12 protein-coding genes are annotated in these 18,107 nt (G+C 49.1%); 7 read left to right on the forward strand and 5 right to left on the reverse strand.

What is annotated here, in order from left to right; translation table 11 throughout:
* The first annotated feature begins 371 nt into the window (after nucleotides 1-371).
* Genes ACW6QF_RS13665 through ACW6QF_RS13675 form a run of 3 tightly spaced genes read left to right on the forward strand, consistent with a single transcriptional unit; the run spans nucleotide 372 to nucleotide 6,290 of the window.
* Nucleotides 372-3,689, forward strand: coding sequence for a SusC/RagA family TonB-linked outer membrane protein (locus ACW6QF_RS13665; protein WP_456088233.1), 3,318 nt, complete (start codon nucleotides 372-374; stop codon nucleotides 3,687-3,689).
* Between the two features lie 12 nt (nucleotides 3,690-3,701).
* Nucleotides 3,702-5,249, forward strand: coding sequence for a SusD/RagB family nutrient-binding outer membrane lipoprotein (locus ACW6QF_RS13670; protein WP_456088234.1), 1,548 nt, complete (start codon nucleotides 3,702-3,704; stop codon nucleotides 5,247-5,249).
* Between the two features lie 21 nt (nucleotides 5,250-5,270).
* Nucleotides 5,271-6,290: an endonuclease/exonuclease/phosphatase family protein gene (locus tag ACW6QF_RS13675; protein WP_456088235.1), complete on the forward strand. Its 1,020-nt coding sequence runs from the start codon at nucleotides 5,271-5,273 to the stop codon at nucleotides 6,288-6,290.
* Nucleotides 6,291-6,474: 184 nt separating this feature from the next.
* On the opposite strand, the gene ACW6QF_RS13680 is transcribed toward ACW6QF_RS13675, so the two are convergent.
* Complete coding sequence (locus ACW6QF_RS13680; RefSeq protein ID WP_456088236.1) at nucleotides 6,475-7,872, reverse strand: putative oxidoreductase C-terminal domain-containing protein; 1,398 nt, start codon at nucleotides 7,870-7,872, stop codon at nucleotides 6,475-6,477.
* Nucleotides 7,873-8,093: 221 nt separating this feature from the next.
* Nucleotides 8,094-8,243, reverse strand: a complete 150-nt coding sequence (locus ACW6QF_RS13685; protein WP_456088237.1) for a hypothetical protein — start codon at nucleotides 8,241-8,243, stop codon at nucleotides 8,094-8,096.
* A 179-nt stretch (nucleotides 8,244-8,422) separates the two neighbouring features.
* Between ACW6QF_RS13685 and ACW6QF_RS13690 the strand changes: the two genes are divergently transcribed.
* Nucleotides 8,423-10,561, forward strand: coding sequence for a VapE domain-containing protein (locus ACW6QF_RS13690; protein WP_456088238.1), 2,139 nt, complete (start codon nucleotides 8,423-8,425; stop codon nucleotides 10,559-10,561).
* 332 nt (nucleotides 10,562-10,893) lie between these two features.
* Here ACW6QF_RS13690 and ACW6QF_RS13695 read toward each other — a convergent pair whose 3' ends face one another.
* Entirely contained in the window at nucleotides 10,894-11,121 is a 228-nt protein-coding gene (locus ACW6QF_RS13695) for a DUF4248 domain-containing protein (RefSeq protein ID WP_298551666.1), read from the reverse strand.
* Between the two features lie 272 nt (nucleotides 11,122-11,393).
* Between ACW6QF_RS13695 and ACW6QF_RS13700 the strand changes: the two genes are divergently transcribed.
* The 3 genes from ACW6QF_RS13700 to ACW6QF_RS13710 are packed head-to-tail and all read left to right on the forward strand — an operon-like array spanning nucleotide 11,394 to nucleotide 12,456.
* A complete protein-coding gene (locus tag ACW6QF_RS13700; RefSeq protein ID WP_298551668.1) occupies nucleotides 11,394-11,846 on the forward strand; it encodes an HU family DNA-binding protein in 453 nt (150 codons plus the stop codon).
* Between the two features lie 52 nt (nucleotides 11,847-11,898).
* On the forward strand, nucleotides 11,899-12,006 hold the full coding sequence (locus ACW6QF_RS13705; RefSeq protein WP_298551670.1) for a smalltalk protein: 108 nt from the start codon (nucleotides 11,899-11,901) through the stop codon (nucleotides 12,004-12,006).
* Nucleotides 12,007-12,024: 18 nt separating this feature from the next.
* Nucleotides 12,025-12,456, forward strand: coding sequence for an N-acetylmuramoyl-L-alanine amidase (locus tag ACW6QF_RS13710; RefSeq protein WP_456088239.1), 432 nt, complete (start codon nucleotides 12,025-12,027; stop codon nucleotides 12,454-12,456).
* Nucleotides 12,457-12,516: 60 nt separating this feature from the next.
* On the opposite strand, the gene ACW6QF_RS13715 is transcribed toward ACW6QF_RS13710, so the two are convergent.
* Nucleotides 12,517-14,397, reverse strand: a complete 1,881-nt coding sequence (locus tag ACW6QF_RS13715; protein ID WP_456088240.1) for a RagB/SusD family nutrient uptake outer membrane protein — start codon at nucleotides 14,395-14,397, stop codon at nucleotides 12,517-12,519.
* 16 nt (nucleotides 14,398-14,413) lie between these two features.
* Nucleotides 14,414-17,581 carry a SusC/RagA family TonB-linked outer membrane protein gene (locus tag ACW6QF_RS13720; protein WP_456088241.1) on the reverse strand — a complete coding sequence of 1,056 codons (3,168 nt, stop codon included), beginning with the start codon at nucleotides 17,579-17,581 and terminating at the stop codon, nucleotides 14,414-14,416.
* Nucleotides 17,582-18,107: the final 526 nt, after the last annotated feature.

An 18,107-nucleotide genomic window follows, 5' to 3' on the forward strand; every position in this document is an offset into this window, starting at 1 on the left:
ATTTATAATGTTAATTAGTGTAGATAAAACTCAGACTTTTATATGCGATAGCCCTAAAGTTCTATCCAACGGGTGGGATACTTTTCAATTATTTTAGTGGAGTACTTTTCAGTTATTATCTACAATACTATCCATCCTGCAGATATCCGCCCGCTACAAAATAGAAAAACAGAGAGGAGAAATATTCTTAAAGTAAATACATTGTCAAACCACAAAAAAACAGAATTATGAACAGTACATGATAAACAAATACAGTCCGTATCGGATATACGGACAAAAAGAATTGGGAATGTAGCGACCATTCCCAAATTCCAATTGTTAACCGGCAGGGAGCAACCTGCCAAGTATAAAAAATTAATATCTACAAAATTATGCATAAAAATTCATTAACCGGGCAAAATCATAAAGATTTTACTCTGAATCGGTTCGTCTGTATATCAGCCCTCTACTTATTTCTGCTCTTTACAGGCACATCAACCCTGAATGCCCAAAACGCAAAGCTCTCCTTGCACAAAGAAAACGCGACATTCGAGGAGGTATTTAAAGAGATAGAAGCAAAAACAGGCTACAAATTCGTTTATAGCACCTCCGATATCGACAAAAACGAAAGGGTCTCCATCCAAGAGACCGATCAAAGCTTGAACGAGGTGCTGCGGAACCTGTTCCGCAGCAAAAGAAATATTTCTTTTCGCATATCCAATAAGCACATCGCCCTGTTCCTGGCACAAATGAAAAAGATTTCCGGAACGGTCATCGACACACAAAAAGAACCGGTCATCGGCGCCAACGTCCTCATAAAAGGAACAGCGACAGGAACAATCACCGATATCGATGGCAAATTCAGTTTGGAAGCTGCCGAAGGCGACATCCTGCAAGTTTCTTTTATCGGATACAGCACGCAGGAGGTCACAATCAACCAAAAACAAGTGTTCAACATCACACTGGCAGACGATGCCGAAATGATCGACGAAGTCGTCGTTACGGCCTTAGGTATCAAACGGGAACAAAAAGCGTTGGGATATGCGGTCCAGGAAGTGAAAAACGACCAGCTGACCGTTGCCAAAGGTTCGGACGTCGCTACCTCATTGACGGGTAAAATTGCAGGTTTGAACATCAAGAATAGTACGGAATTTGCAGCCTCCCCGACCATCACGTTGCGCGGGAGCACGCCTTTGCTGGTGGTCGACGGAATCCCCCACTACAATGTCAACCTGTCGGATATCCCGGCTGACGACATCGAATCCATCAGCGTCCTGAAAGGTTCCACGGCATCGGCCCTTTACGGTTCGAGAGGCGGTGACGGAGCCATCATGGTCACGACTAAAAAGGCACAGAAAGACGGATTGGACATCTCTGTAAACTCCAACACGATGTTCCACGCCGGTTTCCTGAAGTTGCCCGAAGTGCAAAATTCATACAGTTCGGGAGGAAGCGGGAAATATGCACCCGGCGATTATGTATGGGGAGACAAGCTGGACATCGGGCGCACTGCCAGCCAGTACAACCCGCTCACATACGAATGGGAAGAGATGCCGTTGACATCCAAGGGCAAGGATAACTTCAAGAACTTCCTCGAACAGGCATTGGTGACCAACAACAATATCAGCATCTCCCAAAAAGGCGAATACGGGAGCGTACGCGCATCGCTGAACCATATCTACAACAAAGGACAGTATCCGAACTCCAGACAACAGAAACTGACTTTCTCCGTCGGAGGCGCGATGGATTACAAAAAGTTCCATCTGAAAGCCGACATCGCATACAACAAGAATATCTTTTCCAATAACTACGGAACCGGCTACGGCATGGGTAGTTACATGTATAACCTGCTCATCTGGACCGGTGCGGAATATGATCTTAGGGAATACCGCAATTATTGGCGGGCCGGAAAAGAACAGGAAGAGCAGAACTGGATGGACGACTGGTGGTACGACAACCCCTACTTCCTTGCAAACGAACGGACGAACCAGCGCCATCAGGACCTGACAAACGGAAGCCTGGACATGAGTCTGGACGTGACGGACTGGCTGAAACTGGTCATGCGTGTCGGAGGCGATGCTTTCAGGAACCAGTTTACGTTGAAAGAACCGATCAGTACCCGCGGCAACAGAAAGGGAGGATTCCGCCTGTCCAACTATTCGGGCTACAGTACGACCGACGACATCATGTTGCTGGCAAACAAAAAGTTCGGTGACTTCGCCGTCGACGGCTTCCTGGGCGGTTCCATCTATTTCAGGGAGAACGATTACCAGAGTTCATCCACGAGCAACGGTTTGAACATGCCGGGATTCTTTTCACTGAACGCGTCGGTCGATCCGGCGAGCACCTCTTCGTCTGTCACAAAAGAACAGATCAACAGCTTATACGGGAAAGTCGGATTGTCATGGAAAAGCGCGGTCTTCGTGGAAGTCACCGGACGTAACGACTGGGCATCCACGCTGGCGAAGTCCGAACGGTCTTATTTCTATCCTTCGGTATCCGGCAGCGTGGTCATTTCCGAACTGCTCCCGCTTCCTGAAATCCTGAATTTCTGGAAAGTAAGAGGCTCATGGACACAAACCAAATTCCCGACAGGCGTCTATGACATCAATTCGACATATAGCGTCTCCCGGAATTACTGGGGCAACATGACAGCCGCCTTCTATCCTTCGACCATCCGCGACGTGTCGTTGCGGCCACGCGCTTCCCGTTCATACGAAATCGGTACGGAACTGTATTTCTTCAAAAACCGTCTGAAGTTCGACCTGGCTTACTACCATAAGATCATGTACGACCTGCAGCGTTATGTCGATATGAGTTATGCCAGCGGTTTCTCCAACACGCTGATCAACTACGGCGAAGAACAGTTGAGCCGCGGTGTCGAATTTACGATCAGCGGCGATGTCATCAAACAAAAGGACTTCACCTGGACCTCTTCGTTCAACTGGGCGGCCGACAGGTACTATTACTCCAAGATCGATGAACAATACTCCACTCAAAAACCCTGGGTCGCACCCGGAAAGACCTGGCACTGGTTGGAAATGTACGATTGGGAAAAGGCTCCCGACGGGCAACTGATCCTTTACAACGGCATGCCGAAAGAAAGCGCCTATCCGACTTACGCAGGCACCTACAACCCGAAATGGATCTGGGGCTGGTCGAATACGTTCAGCTATAAAGACTTCACATTGAGCTTCTCGTTCGACGGCCGTGTCGGTGGCCACATGTTCGACTACATGAGTTCACGCCTGTGGCATTCGGGCCGCCATATAGACTCGGACAACGATTTCCGGTTTGACGAAGTCGTAAACGGAAACCACAAAGGATACATCGCCGAAGGCGTAAAGGTCGTATCGGGAGATGTGAAATATGATTCCGATGGAAATATCCTGGAAGACACCCGCGTCTTCGCTCCGAACGACGTAGCCGTTTCTTACGAAACGTACATGCGTTCTTACAACGGCAGCGAACGGAAATCCAATTTCTTGAAAAGCAAGACATTCTTCAAGTTGCGGGAACTCTCCCTGTCCTACCGGCTGCCGAAAAAATATTGTACCCATCTCGTAAAGGGAGCGGAAATAGCCCTTGTCGGACAGAACTTGCTGATCTGGACAAAGGATTTCAAATTCTCCGACCCCGACGTGGACACGGAAAACATCAACTCTCCCTCCATCCGTTACGTAGGTGCTAATCTGAAGTTCAATTTCTAAAATAAACATGACATGAAAAAAATAAAATCATATATCAACCATTTCTTGCTGATTATTTGTGCATGTATGGCCTATAGTTGCGACGGATTCGACGCTATCAACACCAATCCCGACGCGGCAACTACGGCAACCCCCGGTATGTTGGCTACAGGGCAATTGAGAGAAGCGCTTCGAACGGGCGGGAAATATGATGCCAAGTGGTTCTTCGGCGACATGTTCTTCACTAAAATGATCAGTTGGCATGAAGCCGCCGAAGATAGCAGGAAAGTCCAGTATAACCAGATTTCCACAACCGGATTCAGCGTGTACAAAGACTTGACCAACTGCCTCAAAATGGTCGAACTGGCAGCCGATATCGACAAGGACGCCTACGAAGGGCTGGCTCTGTTCATCAAGGCTTTCCGTCTCTACGACACGACAATGGCTTTGGGCGACATTCCCTATTCGGAAGCAATGAAAGGCGAAGAAGGAAACACACGTCCCAAGTACGACACGCAGAAAGAAGTCATCTTGCAAATGCTGGACGACCTTGATGCCGCTTATACGCATTTTTCAAATGCCACCCGCAATTTCGACGGCGATATCGTCTATGGAGGCGATCCTGTCAAATGGAAGAGAGCCGTGTCGGCTTTGCAATTAAGAATCCTGCTCAACTTGTCCAAAAAGGAACAGGATGCCGAGTTGAACGTCAGACAACGTTTCTCCTCGATCGTCGCCAAGCAAGAACTGTTCGAATCGAACGCTGACAATTTCCAGTTCATCTACGGTACGCTTTCTTCCCAACTTTATCCTCTCTACCTGTCACGGTTCAACCCCTATCCGGGAGTATCCGTCACAATCGTGGATGTATTGAAAAAATACCAGGACAACCGCCTGTTTTTCTACTGCGAACCGACGAAAGCCCAAACAGCAGCAGGCGTGCCGGATAGCGAATGGGATGCTTATCAAGGGATCGATCCTTCAAGGATCTACAGCGAAATCATGGATTTGTACACTTCCGGGAATATCTCCAACATCAACTCCCGCTTTTGGGAAATCGAAACTTGCCAGCCCACTATCCAGCTGGGATATGCCGAGCTGAACTTCGTCCTGGCCGAAGCTTGCCTCAGAGGCTGGATCGACGGCGATGCCAACCGATATTACCATACGGGGATAGAAGCCAGCATGAAGTTCGCGGCTACCTACACGCCTGCCGCCTACCGCCACGGTCGGGAAATAACAGACGACTATATCCAATCCTTCCTGGCAAAACCGGAATTGCAGTTGGGCAAAAAAGCCGATACGTTCGAAAAGGATTTGGAAGAGGTACTGACTCAAAAATATCTGGACCTGTTCATGCACAACTCCTACACTTGCTATTACGATTACCGCAGGACCGGCTACCCCGTGCTACCTGTCAACCCGCAATCGAACATGAACACGAAACCGGACCAGATGCCGCTAAGATGGCGATACGAACAACGCGAATACGACTTCAACCGCGAAAACCTGGAAGAAGCGCTTCAACGTCAGTATGACGGCAAAGACGACTGGAACGACAAAATGTGGATCATCAAATAATCACCGTACAACAAATTCAACATGAAACAATTCATAATTTGGATCGGACTGATCGCTTTGCTTTGTACAAGTTGTACATCCAAACAGCAGCATGAATTGAGCGTCTTGCATCTGAACATCTGGATGGATGCGACAGTCGTCGATCATGGCTTCGATGCCGTAGTGGATGAGATCGTCCGGGTAGATCCGGATATCGTAATGTTCAGCGAAGCCGGCAACAGAGACGGGGTACTCATCGTACCCCGCTTCATCGAGGCTTTGCAGAAAAAAGGCAAGAACTATTTCGGAGAAAGCAGTTCGTTGGATGTCGCCCTTTTATCCAAATATCCGATATTAGAGCAAACGGAAAACATCCCGCATAAAGACCGTACCATCAGAACCCGGTTGGATGTAAAGGGAAAACAGGTGGTGGTCTACACCGGACACTTGGACTATACCCATTACGCCTGCTATCTGCCACGCGGCTATAACGGCGTGACTTGGAAAAAGATGGACGCACCGGTAACGGACGTTACGGAAATAGAGAAAGCCAACAACGAATCTTTGCGAGACGAATCAATCCGTCTCGTCATTGAGGACGCGAAAAAACAGCAGGCTGACTTCATCATCCTGGGCGGAGACTTCAACGAACCTTCCCACTTGGATTGGACGGAAGAGACAAAAGAGATGTGGGACCATAACGGGACAGTCGTCCATTGGGATTGCTCGACTTTGCTGTACGAAGCCGGATTCCGGGATGCCTACCGCACGAAATATCCCAACCCCGTCACTCATCCCGGCTTCACCTTCCCTTCGGACAATCCGGCCATGCCGGTCGAAAAGCTGACCTGGGCGCCTGATGCCGACGAACGGGACCGCATCGATTTTATCTATTACATACCAGCCGAAGGTTGGAAAGTAAACGATGCTGTTGTCGTAGGTCCAAAGTCCTCCATTGTCCGTAGCCAACGTGTCGAAGAGGACAGCCAAGACCTCTTTTCCACTCCAACCGGCACATGGCCGACGGACCACAAAGGGGTGTTGATTACGTTTGGATTCTAACTTCATGAAGAAGGTGTGTCAAAAGAAAATCCTGCTTACAATAGACATAATTTAGGCACGGATTTCACGGATTTACACGGATAAATTTATTATCTTTCCGTGTAATCCGCGTAATCCGTGCCTTAAAGATCGTGATAAAGGAGTTTTGGCACACCTCCTTCTTTTTTCTGGTCTAACCCAATGATTACTTCTTCGCCTTCGCCATATCCAACGCCGAAGTCGTCGTGTAATACTTCGCCAGCATATTAGGCACTTCCCAATCCGGCAATTTGCCGTCCTTCAGATATTCCAGGAAATGTTCCGTCACCTGGCCGAAATGAGCTTCATGGCCTACACGGTATTTTGCGGGGATTTCGACCTGCCATACGCCGTCGCCGACCTTATTCAGGGCCACACCCGGATATTCCTTAGAGACCTTTTCCATAGAAGCGGTCAAGTCCTTTTCGTAAGCGGCCAGATCCACGCCCTTCACTGCTTCGACAAACAGTTCAGGCTGGTAGTTCTGTTCCTTGCCCTGGCGAATGACCAGGTCGGCCTTGCTGCCTTTCATGACGGAGAAGTGGGTATCGCCGCCGCCTTCCGGGAAGGTATAATTCCAGATCACCGAAACCTTCGCTGTCACACCTTTGATCTTATACACGATATCACCGTTGCAATAGACTTTCAATGTATCGTTTTCGACATCTTTCTTCAAGAAATCGGGATAGGCTTCCGTCCCCGTCACCTGTTTGAATTCTTCCGGGCTGATGGAGGTAGTCCAACGGTTGGCATCTATCAGTTCGATATCTTTCTTATAGTCGATAACCTGCTCAGGGAAGGCTTCCCACTGAACCAGGTCGACCAGGTGAGTCGTCACGTCGACAATGCCTTCCCCCTGCTGAGTCACATCCAGATACCATACCGGACGAGTCAACGGCTTATTGTCGACCAGCTTAAACAGATGGTGCACACTCTCTTTCACGATAGCCGGTTCTTCGGGCGAGCCTTTCAACTGCTCGCCATAAACAGCCGGGATAGTGGAAAGTTCGCGCTGCAACATCGTAGTGATCTCATTCCGTTCGGTCATGATGTCATACAGCATGATGTTTTTCTGTTTGGCGATAGCGAAACATTCTTCCAGCAATTTAAAGCTCTGGCTGTTGATCGCCATCGGTTTGTCGGAAAGCACATTGATGCCGGCCTCAAGCGTTTTCTTGATGTATTCGGTCTTCTTGCCGTTGTTTCCAGCCTGGATCATCACGTTTCCCTTCTTCTCGGCCAACATTTTCTCCAGATAATCATCCCCCGTATAAACGATTTCATTCCAAGCCGTCGGATTCTCCGCACGCGTGTTAAATCCCTGGATACGCTTCAGGTGCTCATCCACGTCGAAACCGGTGGGTGCGTACACATGAACATCTTTGGAAACTTGCGGATACGACACTTTCTGCACTAATGCGGCATGGAAATGTCCGGGATCGAGCGTGATCAACTTCACTTCTCCCGGTGCGCCGGTAAAGCCTTCGGCAGCCTTCTCCTGCTTTGTGTTACAGGAAACTCCGACCAACAGAGCCGCCATGGAAAATACAAGATAGTTTTTCATACTATTATAATTAAATTATTGATAAGCATTTTTTTACATTAGGCTGTTTGCGGCAACAAAGATAATATAAAAACAAAAACATCATGCAGAAAAACATCAAACGTTTTCCCCCTTCTTCCTCTTCTCCCGTATGTACAGTTCCACCGCCTCATGTGCCAGGCGGCGGAACTCCTCTTCGCCGGCGAGGTTGTAAAGGAGGGCGGCGAGGCGGGCGTAGTAGCTCAGGCGGAGGTCGCCCCTTTTTTAATCGCACTGTAGCTGCGGCTACCGGCAGACAGTTCGCTTCTATAAAAACGTTCGGTTATCCGGTAATGTCTCATCAACTTTTCAACGAAAAGTCCCAACAGAGGGAATGTCAACACTGTTTTCACGTTATAAATATTTAATTATTGATATATACATTGACATACGTTCACAATGGCCCCGACATGGCGGGGACATCATGAACGGAAAAATATACAACTTTGCCAAAAGTTTCAGAGGCTACTCCGGACGCTCCGTTCCCAAGCAGCATATCTGAACATTGAACAAATTTAATAAAACATTTTACATGGAAAACACATTCCGCCCCTCGCGCTTCGTCTCGCTCCGTGCGACCGCACCGTCTCCCTGCACATGGGAAGAAATCGTACAAGAGCTGACCGGCGAGCGCCATGCCGCCGCCACCGCCCTGTTCCGCACGCTTGCGGCCGGCAAAGGGCAAGACGCCGAAACATCGAAACGGCAGCAAAGCCGGATCAAGCAGAACCAACCCGCCTTCGTCCCTTCCGTCCTCCTGGAGGGAGGACGCTCCTCGAAGCATATCAAAGGCTATCCGGGCTCCATCATGGTGGACATCGACGACATCCCCGAAGAGATCTTCGACAAGGTCCTCGAACAGGTGAGAGCCGACCCGCACTCGTTCCTTGCCTACAAGACCTTGTCCGGACGCGGCATACGCGTCATCGCATGGATGGAAGGCGAAGTGACAAAAGAGAACTTCCCCGCCGCCTGGCAGACGGTGAACGCCTACTACGCCCGGCTCACCGGCATCGCCATCGACCGACAGTGCAAGAACGCCACCCGCATGTCCGTGATCTGCCACGATCCCGACGCGCTCTACCGCCCCGACGCGGAACGGCTGGAGTTCGCACCCCAGCCCGACGCCAAGGGCGGAAAAGAACCGCCTCCCTCCGCAGGAAAAAAGCGCAGAGGGTGGAAAACCTCCGCCGCACAGGCCGAAAGCACCGTGCGCCGGCTTGTGGAGGAAGAGGGCGTACACTACGCAACCGGGAGCCACAACGACTACATCAGCCGGTGCCTCTACCTGATGAACCGTTTCGGCGTGCCGGAGGCCGAAGCCGAGGCGTGGGCCGCCGAGCTGTTCTCCGACTACGACACGGCCTCCGTCCGCTCCACCGCGAAGAGCTGCTACATGCTGACCGCCGAGCACGGCACGATGCGCCTCTCCGACCTCGCCTCACGCGACGGAAACGGGCGTCGACGCAAAGCCACGATCGAAGAGATGGAACGCTTCATCGCCGGCTACATGCAACTGCGGATGAACCAGCTGACGCACCAGCTCGAATACCGCCCCGTCACCGACGGCATCCCCGCGTCCGACGACTGGGCGCCCATGAACGACACGGTCGAGAACTCCCTTTGGTGCTCCATGCGCCGCGAAGGGCTGGAGGCGGACCTCTTCCATTTGCGCACGCTCCTGCTCTCCGACTTCGCGCCCCGCTACCACCCGCTGGAAGAGTTCCTCGAAAAGGCGGGACCGTGGGACGGCGTGACGGACCACATCGCCGACCTGGCCGCAATGGTACACACCGCCGACGGTTGCGACGCGCGTTTCGAGCTTTGTTTCCGCCGCTGGTTCGTCGGGATGGTCGCCGCCGCACTCGACCCGAAGGTGGTGAACCATGTCATACTCGTCCTGATCGGGCGGCAGGGATGCTTCAAGACGTCGTTCTTCCAGAACCTCCTGCCGCCTGTCCTCCGACGTTACTACACCTCCAAGACCAACTCGCAACGGCTCACGAAGGACGACCTCTTCACCATGACGGAGAACCTGCTCGTCAACTTCGAGGAGATCGACTCCATGCAGCGCAGCGAACTGAATCAGCTCAAGGCCATGACCACCACGCTCTACGTGAACGAACGCCCTGCCTACGGGCGCAACAAGGTGCACCTGCCGCACGTGGCCTCGTTCTGCGCGACGGGCAACAACCTCCAGTTCCTCACCGACGACACCGGCAACCGCCGCTGGCTGCCGTTCGAGGTCACGGCGATCGACAACCCCTGGACCGCCCATATTGACTACGAAGGGCTCTACGCGCAGGCGAAGCACCTGCTCGACACCGGCTTCTGCTACTGGTTCCAGGACCACGAGATCGAGGAGCTGAACCTCGCGAACCGCCGTTTCGAAACGCCCAACCCCGCACGCGAACTGATCCTGATGTACTACCGCCATCCCGTTGATTACGAAAAAGGGACTTACGTCACCGCCAGCCAGATCGTCGCCCGCTTCGGCGGCAGCATCCGGCTGAACTCGGTGCAGGTCGGAAGGGTTTTAAAAGAGCTTGGCTACACATACACACGGACCATGCATGGCAACATCTGGCTGGTCGTCGAACGCACGACGGACGAGATGAAAGGCATCCTTCCCGAACCGGGCAATTCAGACATACCCCCTATCGACCTATGATAGATGATAGATAAAATGCCCTTTTTGTAAAACTTTTCCGAGTTTGAATTAAGAAACGTCACCTTAAAGGCGGCGTTTTTTAATTCGTTTTCCATAAACTTTTACAGAAACAGGCTTTTATCTATCATCTATCATAGCAAAACACTGATAATCAGCAATAGCATTTTTCAACACCCTCTTTTAATTTATTTCATGCAATAGAGTTTTATCTTTCCGTGTAATCCGCGTAATCCGTGCCTTAAAGATCGTGATAAAGGAGTTTTGACACACCGCCAGAAAAGCTATGCTTCGGACTCCCTAACCCATAGCCTTAGCCACCCTAAAGCAATGGGTTACGGTTCGCCGAGCGCCCCGACGATCTCCCGTACCTGGGCAGGGGTGTAGGAACGCGAGCCGGGCAGCTTGCCAAGCTCGGCAAGGCGGGCGGCGAGGCCGGGGTAATGGTCGATCCACCCCACCAGCTTCCGGTAGGCGGCCTTGGGGGTCAGGCAGGGGTTGTAAAGTTGCGCCAGCTCCGTACGGCCGTAGCTGCGGATGCGGAAATCAGTCTGTTTTTCCATGTCTTCCTTGTTTGATTTATTCCTACGAATATACGAAAAAACAATGAATTACAAGCTGTTTCAGGTGATAAAAAATATAACATGCACCTTTCGCACCCCGTTTTTGCCCTATAATGCGCACCTTTCCGACAGAACTCCCCGTAACTCCCCTTTACGCGCAAAGGCGCCTGCCGGGGGTGCTATCTTTGTTGTACCGGAAAGGGAAGAAAGGCAGGGCAGCTTCCCGGAACGGTAATCGGTTTCTTTATTATCCACTTTAAAATCAAACAAACATGATTCGTTACAAGAAGTATCAGAACCAGACCAAGTCCACCCCGCTCAGCGGCAAGTGGCTGGCAAGGGCGGTGGCGGACGAGACGCTCGACACGCGTGCCTTGGCCGAACACATGGCCAAGCACAACACGCCGTATTCGCAAGGCGCGATCCACGGGGTCCTCAAGGACATGACCTCCTGCATCAAGGAGTTGCTGCTCGACGGCAAGAACGTGAAGCTGGACGACCTCGCCATCTTCGGCGTGGGGATCCGCGGAAAACCTGCCGAAACGTCGAAAGACTGGTCGGTCACGACCCACGTGGTCGGGCTGCGCCTCAAATGCCGCGCCACGGGGACACTCGCCATCAACCAGCTGAAACTCGAAGCGCAGCTAAAGGAGCTTTCGCCCTACGACGTCGAAGGTGAAAATACCGGCGGTGGCGGCGAGGAGGAGCGGCCGGGGGAACTGTAGGGAATTAAAAATTAATAATTAAAAATTAAAAAATTAAAGATTGTAAATTGTTATGGAAGAAAAGAACGAAAAAAAGTCTGTCTGGGGAGTCATCCTCAAAGTGATCATCGTCGTGGCTACGGCCATCGGTAGCGCTTTCGGCGTCACGGCTTGCATATAGGGACAGGGAGAGCCGCACATGAGACGCATCACGCTATTCATCATCCATTGCAGCGCCACGCGCTGCGGGCAGCCCTACTCGTTCGAGGATTGCCGCCGGGACCATATCAATGGCCGGCATTTCCGCGACATCGGCTACCACTACTACATCACACGCGACGGCCGGGTTCATCCCGGCCGGCCGCTCTCCCTGGAGGGGGCGCATTGCTTCGGCCACAACCGCCACAGCATCGGCATCTGCTACGAAGGGGGACTGGACGGCAACGGGCGCCCGGCAGACACCCGCACACCGGCCCAGAAGACAGCCCTGGCGCAGTTGCTGCAAGAGTTGGGCCGGCAATTCCCGGCAGCCCTCACCGTGGGACACCGCGATCTGAACCCCCAAAAGGCCTGCCCTTCATTCGACGCGGCGAAGGAATACAAAAAAGACGCACCCCGTGGGAGGCCCTGAAGCCTCCGCGGGAGTGCGTCTCGTTTACGCTGTTATTGTTGTTATGCGCGTTTTCTCACGTCATTTTCCGGCCGGAACTTCTTCACCGACTTTCAACGGGGTGATGTTGTTCTCGGCACCCGGATAGCCGATGTTCTGGTTGATAACGCCACCGGTATTGCTGGTGATGGAACCTTCCGGAACCGGCCAAAGGACATGGTGCGTGCTGAAGCGATATTCGGCATAGTTCGTCTTTATTCCCTTGTTATAGAAATTGCTTTTTGCCGAAACCCAATCGAAATAGAAGTTTACCCCTAAATCTTTGCAATTTACGCCTGTCCCTTCGGGGCCTGAAAAGTCATCCAGTTTATACACACGTCCGCCAAACACCTCACAAGGTTTACCTGTCAAGGCATAGATATACGAAATACGGGTCAATTCCGAATGACGGGCTTCTTCATAATACAATTCGCGGGCACGTTCGTCCAGAACAGCACCGATATTGACATCCGAAGCAGTCAACGGATCTGCGCCAGCACGTAGGCGGACGACATTCAGCATGTTAGCCGCTTCCTGTTTCATGTCTTTCCAATAATAACATTCGGCCAACATCAAATAGGCTTCTGCCGAGCGATAAATATACCAAGGAGTTTCACCCCCCTTACGGTCAGTCGTGACAGAAGGGTCAGGAACAAACAATTTATAATGCGGCCATTGATACCAGCAACGGATTGAATCTGAAACTGCCATGTTAACCGGTTTAACAGGATGCTTACCATACCATTCTGTTCCTTTAAGTGCAGGAGCATTGTAATAAAGGTCGAACACGCCTTTCCAGCTATCCCGGTTATATACCCCTCTCAGATCGTTTTTTTCCTTTTCAGTCCATATATCATATTGGAAATAGTTAGTCGGACGGCATGTCCCGATACCACGACCGACATTGGCATCATTGTCGAGTTCCGTATCTTTAGCATCCGAAGCCGGGGAAATAGCCATGCCCGTTTTGCCTTCAGGTGTCCTGATAGAGCCATTTGCCCAATAAGGAACGGCATTCCTCATAATTTCCATGCGAGCACGCCCTTCAACCTCCGGATAGGAAACGACATACAGGATGCCTTCCGTATTCGACATATCCAGTTTTGCCTCCACACTGTGCAAGTCGTGCATCAGGTTCGTATTGGGCTTCGTTTTGTTTGTCGTAAAACGTTCAGTCATCAACGGATTAGCTGCAATAACTTCCTTTCCGACCTCGATCGCCCTGTCAAAATGTCCCAAAGACATGCAGACTTTCATCAACAGAAAACCACATGCCCATTTGTTAGGTTTTCCCCGGTCCACTTTTTCCGGAACCCACTGGTAAGCAAACTCCAGATCCTTCTCTGTCTGTTCCAGGATGCTCCATCTGTCATAGGTATAGAAATCGATTTTGGGTGTTTCTATTTCCTGGCTGATGTAAGGCACGTCCCCGAACTGATGCGTCAACTTATAATAACGATATGCACGCTGAAAATAAGCAGCGCCTCTTACCTCATTTTCTTCAGCTTCATTTTTAAAAGTCGCATTTTTCATTCGGTTTAAAGTGATGTTGGCATATTTGATCCCCTTAAAACCTTCATCCCAATACCATTGGACCCTGTTCTTATTGACATCACTGGCTGTACGGCTCGGCAACAAGTCAGCGTCCATATCCATCAAGGGACCCGATTTATCCGTCATCCCGTTGACAGCAATATCTGAAGTAAACATTTCCGTCAGAATAGGAGCGCCGTCTCCAAAATACTCATGACGCATATTTCGTTCACATGCGACCAATGAGGCATACAATCCGGCCGCATCCACGTATGTGTTTTCCGGCGTATAGATAGACAGCGGTTTCGGTTCCAACCAGCTGTCGCTACAAGAATTCAACAAAGGCAATCCAGCGACTGCCAAAACAAGACACTTCTTTATATGTTTCATCGTTTAATCCCCTCTTTTATAAAGTAAAATTCACACCAATATTGAATGTTCTCGGAACCCATCGGTCACTCTTATCCGGATCTTCTTCAGGATCCCTGAACGTATATCCGGACAATACGAACGGATTGCGGACACTTACAGACAAACGCATGTTCTGTACGGAAACCTTCTTCAGGAAATTTTTCGGGACACTGTAGGAAAGCGTGATATTTTCCATACGGACAAAAGACTTGTTCACATAATGGTTGCCCAGGTTCTTTGATCCCAACCGGCCGAATTCATTTGTAGGGTTATCAATCGTCCAACGTTCGATATCCAAAGCACTGTGGCGGTCAGCCAAATCAATGGCATTGGCGGCCGGATTGAATGTCCCGTATTTTCCTATATGAGAATACATCATGAAAGACAAAGAGAAGTCTTTATAAGAAAATTCATTTCTCCATGACAGGTAGAAACGAGGAGTCTTGTATTTCTGGAATATTTTATCCTCATCATTCAATACGCCGTCACCATTCTGGTCGACATATTTAAAATCGCCCGGCTTATTCCCATACTTAGCAGCTTCTTCCTCTTCTCCCAACTGCCATACGCCATCGCCTTCGTAATCCCAGATCTGGTCAGGATCATGGCCGATAAACCATTTGTTCTTATAGTCGTCGGATTCCTTCTGACCGATTACATTGCCGTTTTCATCTTTTACATCTTCCATATCGCCATAAAGATGTTTGATCTTACGACGGTTGAAAGAAAAAGTAACGCTCGAATTCCAGTTGAAATCCTTTCTGCTCAGCACATCTCCATTCAGAGACAATTCGAAACCACGGTTCGTCAAGGCGCCTAAGTTCGCTTTTACATCGGAAAAGCCGGTAATGTCAGGTAAAGAGCGTTTTACCAACAGGTCGTTCGTCTCAGACATATAGGTTTCCATGGAACCTCTCAATCGGTCATTGAACAAAGAAAAGTCCAAACCGATATTATAAGAACCTGTACGTTCCCACTTTAAAGCGGAATTACCCATATGGTTTACATAAACCTGGGAGGTGACATACACATTGCCGTTCTGATCAATATACGGACTCAAAGAAGAGTTCAACCATGCCAACGCTTCATACTGCCCGATATCACGGTTACCGTTCTGCCCCCATGAAAAACGGAGCTTACCATAGTTCAACCAATCGCTTGCCGGTTCCATGAACTTCTCGGAAGTAAATACCCATCCTAAAGCTACTGCCGGGAAGGCTGCACGCGGATTCATCATGCCAAAGGCAGAGTAGCCGTCACGGCGGACAGATGCCGTTATCATATACTTTTCCTTATAAGAATAATATAAACGCCCCATCAAGGCATCACCCGTTCTATATGTGTCCTGATTTCTGCCTTCATCCCTCAAAAACGACAGGACGGTTCCGGCTCCCATGTTATGGTATCCCAACTGATCGCTTGGAGAAAAATTTTGGGAACTTATAAAAGTATCCCAGTATTGGCCTTTTTCAGCATTCGCCAACAGCGTCACTTCAAAATTGTGCCCTCCGTTGAATTGACGTTTCCAACGGATAATATTATCCAAAAGCCAGTTGAATGTTTTCGAATTCCTGCGCTCTGCATATCCGCCTTTTCCGGCCCATTCCGGATGTTCGGCTGATTCATGTTTCATGAATTCATACCATTTATACTTCGGGGTAAAGTTCATCTGGTATTCAATTCCGAACGGAAGTTTTACTATCGCATAAATATTAGCATTCAACGCATGCTCTATTTCGCGCTTGTCGCGATACAAATTATCGAAGAATGGGTTCTTCGTATTGTTGTCGCCTGAAGGATACATCCGATACGGGCTCTCCGGATCATCGATATCATTTGTAGTATAAGGCGAATTATTTGTACGCTGCCCGACATCTGCCGCTTGTGCTCCTTTATCCTTGGTTGAGAACTGGGAAGTCAAACCGACAGTCAGGAAATCGGTAACTTTCGATTCCAGATTCAAACGCGTACGGAAGTTTTTGAAACGATCGCCCACCCGAATACCTTCACGGTCAGCATAACCTAAAGACCAATAATATGAAAAATCTTCTTTCTTATTTGAAATACTGGCCGTATAATCCTGTTGCAAAGCTGTTTGAAAAACAATATCATCCCAATTGGTTTCAATGCCATTCAAATAGTTTTCGATTTCGATTGTCTTTAACTCCAACCGACCCAACCAAGTTGTCAACATATCCTGATCCGATGGCAAAGTAGTCACAGGAGTAGCTTGGTCATAATTATACCAAGTCAACGGATCGACCCCAATTCCGCTTAATTGGCGTGGATCTGTAAATTTTCCAGGTACTTTCGCCAATTCTCCAGGTGTCAACTTTCCTTCCTCATAATCTTTTCGAAATTGAATAAACCCTGCACCATCCAACGCAGACGGGATTCGTGAAGGCTGTGCAAAACCGACGTTTGCATTGAAAGAGACAACAGGTTTGCCCGTTTTTCCTTTTTTAGTCGTAATGGCGACTACCCCATTCGCTGCTTTCGCTCCGTAAACAGCGACGGAGCTTGCATCCTTCAACACATCGACAGATTGAATATCCATCGGGTTGATATCAGACAAATCACCGTCATAAATAACACCGTCCAAAACCAACAAAGGAGAAGAACCGGCCGTCAGTGTATTTTTCCCACGTACCTGCAAATCTGCCGTACCGGCAGCATCAGTAGAAAGACCGATTGAAAGCCCCGAGGCACTTGCGCGAAGAAGATCCTGGACGGAACGTGGACTTTCTTTTTCCATACTTTCAGCTTTTACTGTCGAGATCGCCCCCGTCAAGTCTTTCTTCTTGGCCGTGCCGTAACCGATCACAACCACTTCTTCCAGCTCTTCCGTGTCTTCTTTCATCGTCACGTTGAGCGTTTTCTGATTTCCGACCGGAATCTCCTGGGAGATATAACCGATATAAGAGAACACAAGGATGGTCTTGCCTCCTTTTACAGAAACACTGTATTTCCCATCCACATCCGTGATGGAACCATTGGTCGTCCCCTTTTCCATCACATTCACACCAATCAGAGGTTCACCCGACTGGTCTTTTACGACACCGGTGATTATCACATTCTGAGCAAAAGACTGGGTAACAAACAGCCCTAACAGAATTGAGATCAAACCGAATCGTAGCAAAAAATTCAATTTACACTTTTGCATTTTGATTTAGGTAATATATTAGACATAAAAAATCACAACAAAACATGATCATCAAGGCATTAAATGCCAAAAGGAAACCAAACTGAAATTTTCGAGAATAAAAACAAAGACATCATGATATTACATTTAATTCATACCGTAGTTCTTGGGGAACTGTGGTCAGATAAATCTTTTTTTTGTTCAAATAAAAATCTATAATTTGCAATTATTAGAAAAAGTGCGTATGTTTGCGGCCACAAAAACAAAAAAAATAGAGTGAGTGTTAATTTTTTATCTAACAAATACCACAGTTCCCCAAGAACTATAGAAGGATAAATGGTCGATAGCATTTTATACATTATATAAACAGTCATCTCTTCCGCATAACGGCGGATGTGAAGACTGACGTATTGTCACACTTCCTGCCACCTGAACTTTTCCAAACCGATCCTTGTTACTTTGGCATACGATTTGTAGAATAGTTAATGCAACTCGAAAGAGAAAAGCAAATACAGGAAAATAATAACAATTAAAATAGTAGAAAATT

This window comes from Parabacteroides sp., from assembly GCF_977054455.1.

What these genes read in the sequence shown, in the direction of transcription:
- ACW6QF_RS13665 (WP_456088233.1), top strand. Translation starts at nt 372, where the DNA reads ATGCATAAAAATTCATTAACCGGGCAAAATCATAAAGATTTTACTCTG.
- ACW6QF_RS13670 (WP_456088234.1), top strand. Translation starts at nt 3,702, where the DNA reads ATGAAAAAAATAAAATCATATATCAACCATTTCTTGCTGATTATTTGT.
- ACW6QF_RS13675 (WP_456088235.1), top strand. Translation starts at nt 5,271, where the DNA reads ATGAAACAATTCATAATTTGGATCGGACTGATCGCTTTGCTTTGTACA.
- ACW6QF_RS13680 (WP_456088236.1), bottom strand. Translation starts at nt 7,872, where the DNA reads ATGAAAAACTATCTTGTATTTTCCATGGCGGCTCTGTTGGTCGGAGTT.
- ACW6QF_RS13690 (WP_456088238.1), top strand. Translation starts at nt 8,423, where the DNA reads ATGGAAAACACATTCCGCCCCTCGCGCTTCGTCTCGCTCCGTGCGACC.
- ACW6QF_RS13695 (WP_298551666.1), bottom strand. Translation starts at nt 11,121, where the DNA reads ATGGAAAAACAGACTGATTTCCGCATCCGCAGCTACGGCCGTACGGAG.
- ACW6QF_RS13700 (WP_298551668.1), top strand. Translation starts at nt 11,394, where the DNA reads ATGATTCGTTACAAGAAGTATCAGAACCAGACCAAGTCCACCCCGCTC.
- ACW6QF_RS13705 (WP_298551670.1), top strand. Translation starts at nt 11,899, where the DNA reads ATGGAAGAAAAGAACGAAAAAAAGTCTGTCTGGGGAGTCATCCTCAAA.
- ACW6QF_RS13710 (WP_456088239.1), top strand. Translation starts at nt 12,025, where the DNA reads ATGAGACGCATCACGCTATTCATCATCCATTGCAGCGCCACGCGCTGC.
- ACW6QF_RS13715 (WP_456088240.1), bottom strand. Translation starts at nt 14,397, where the DNA reads ATGAAACATATAAAGAAGTGTCTTGTTTTGGCAGTCGCTGGATTGCCT.
- ACW6QF_RS13720 (WP_456088241.1), bottom strand. Translation starts at nt 17,581, where the DNA reads ATGCAAAAGTGTAAATTGAATTTTTTGCTACGATTCGGTTTGATCTCA.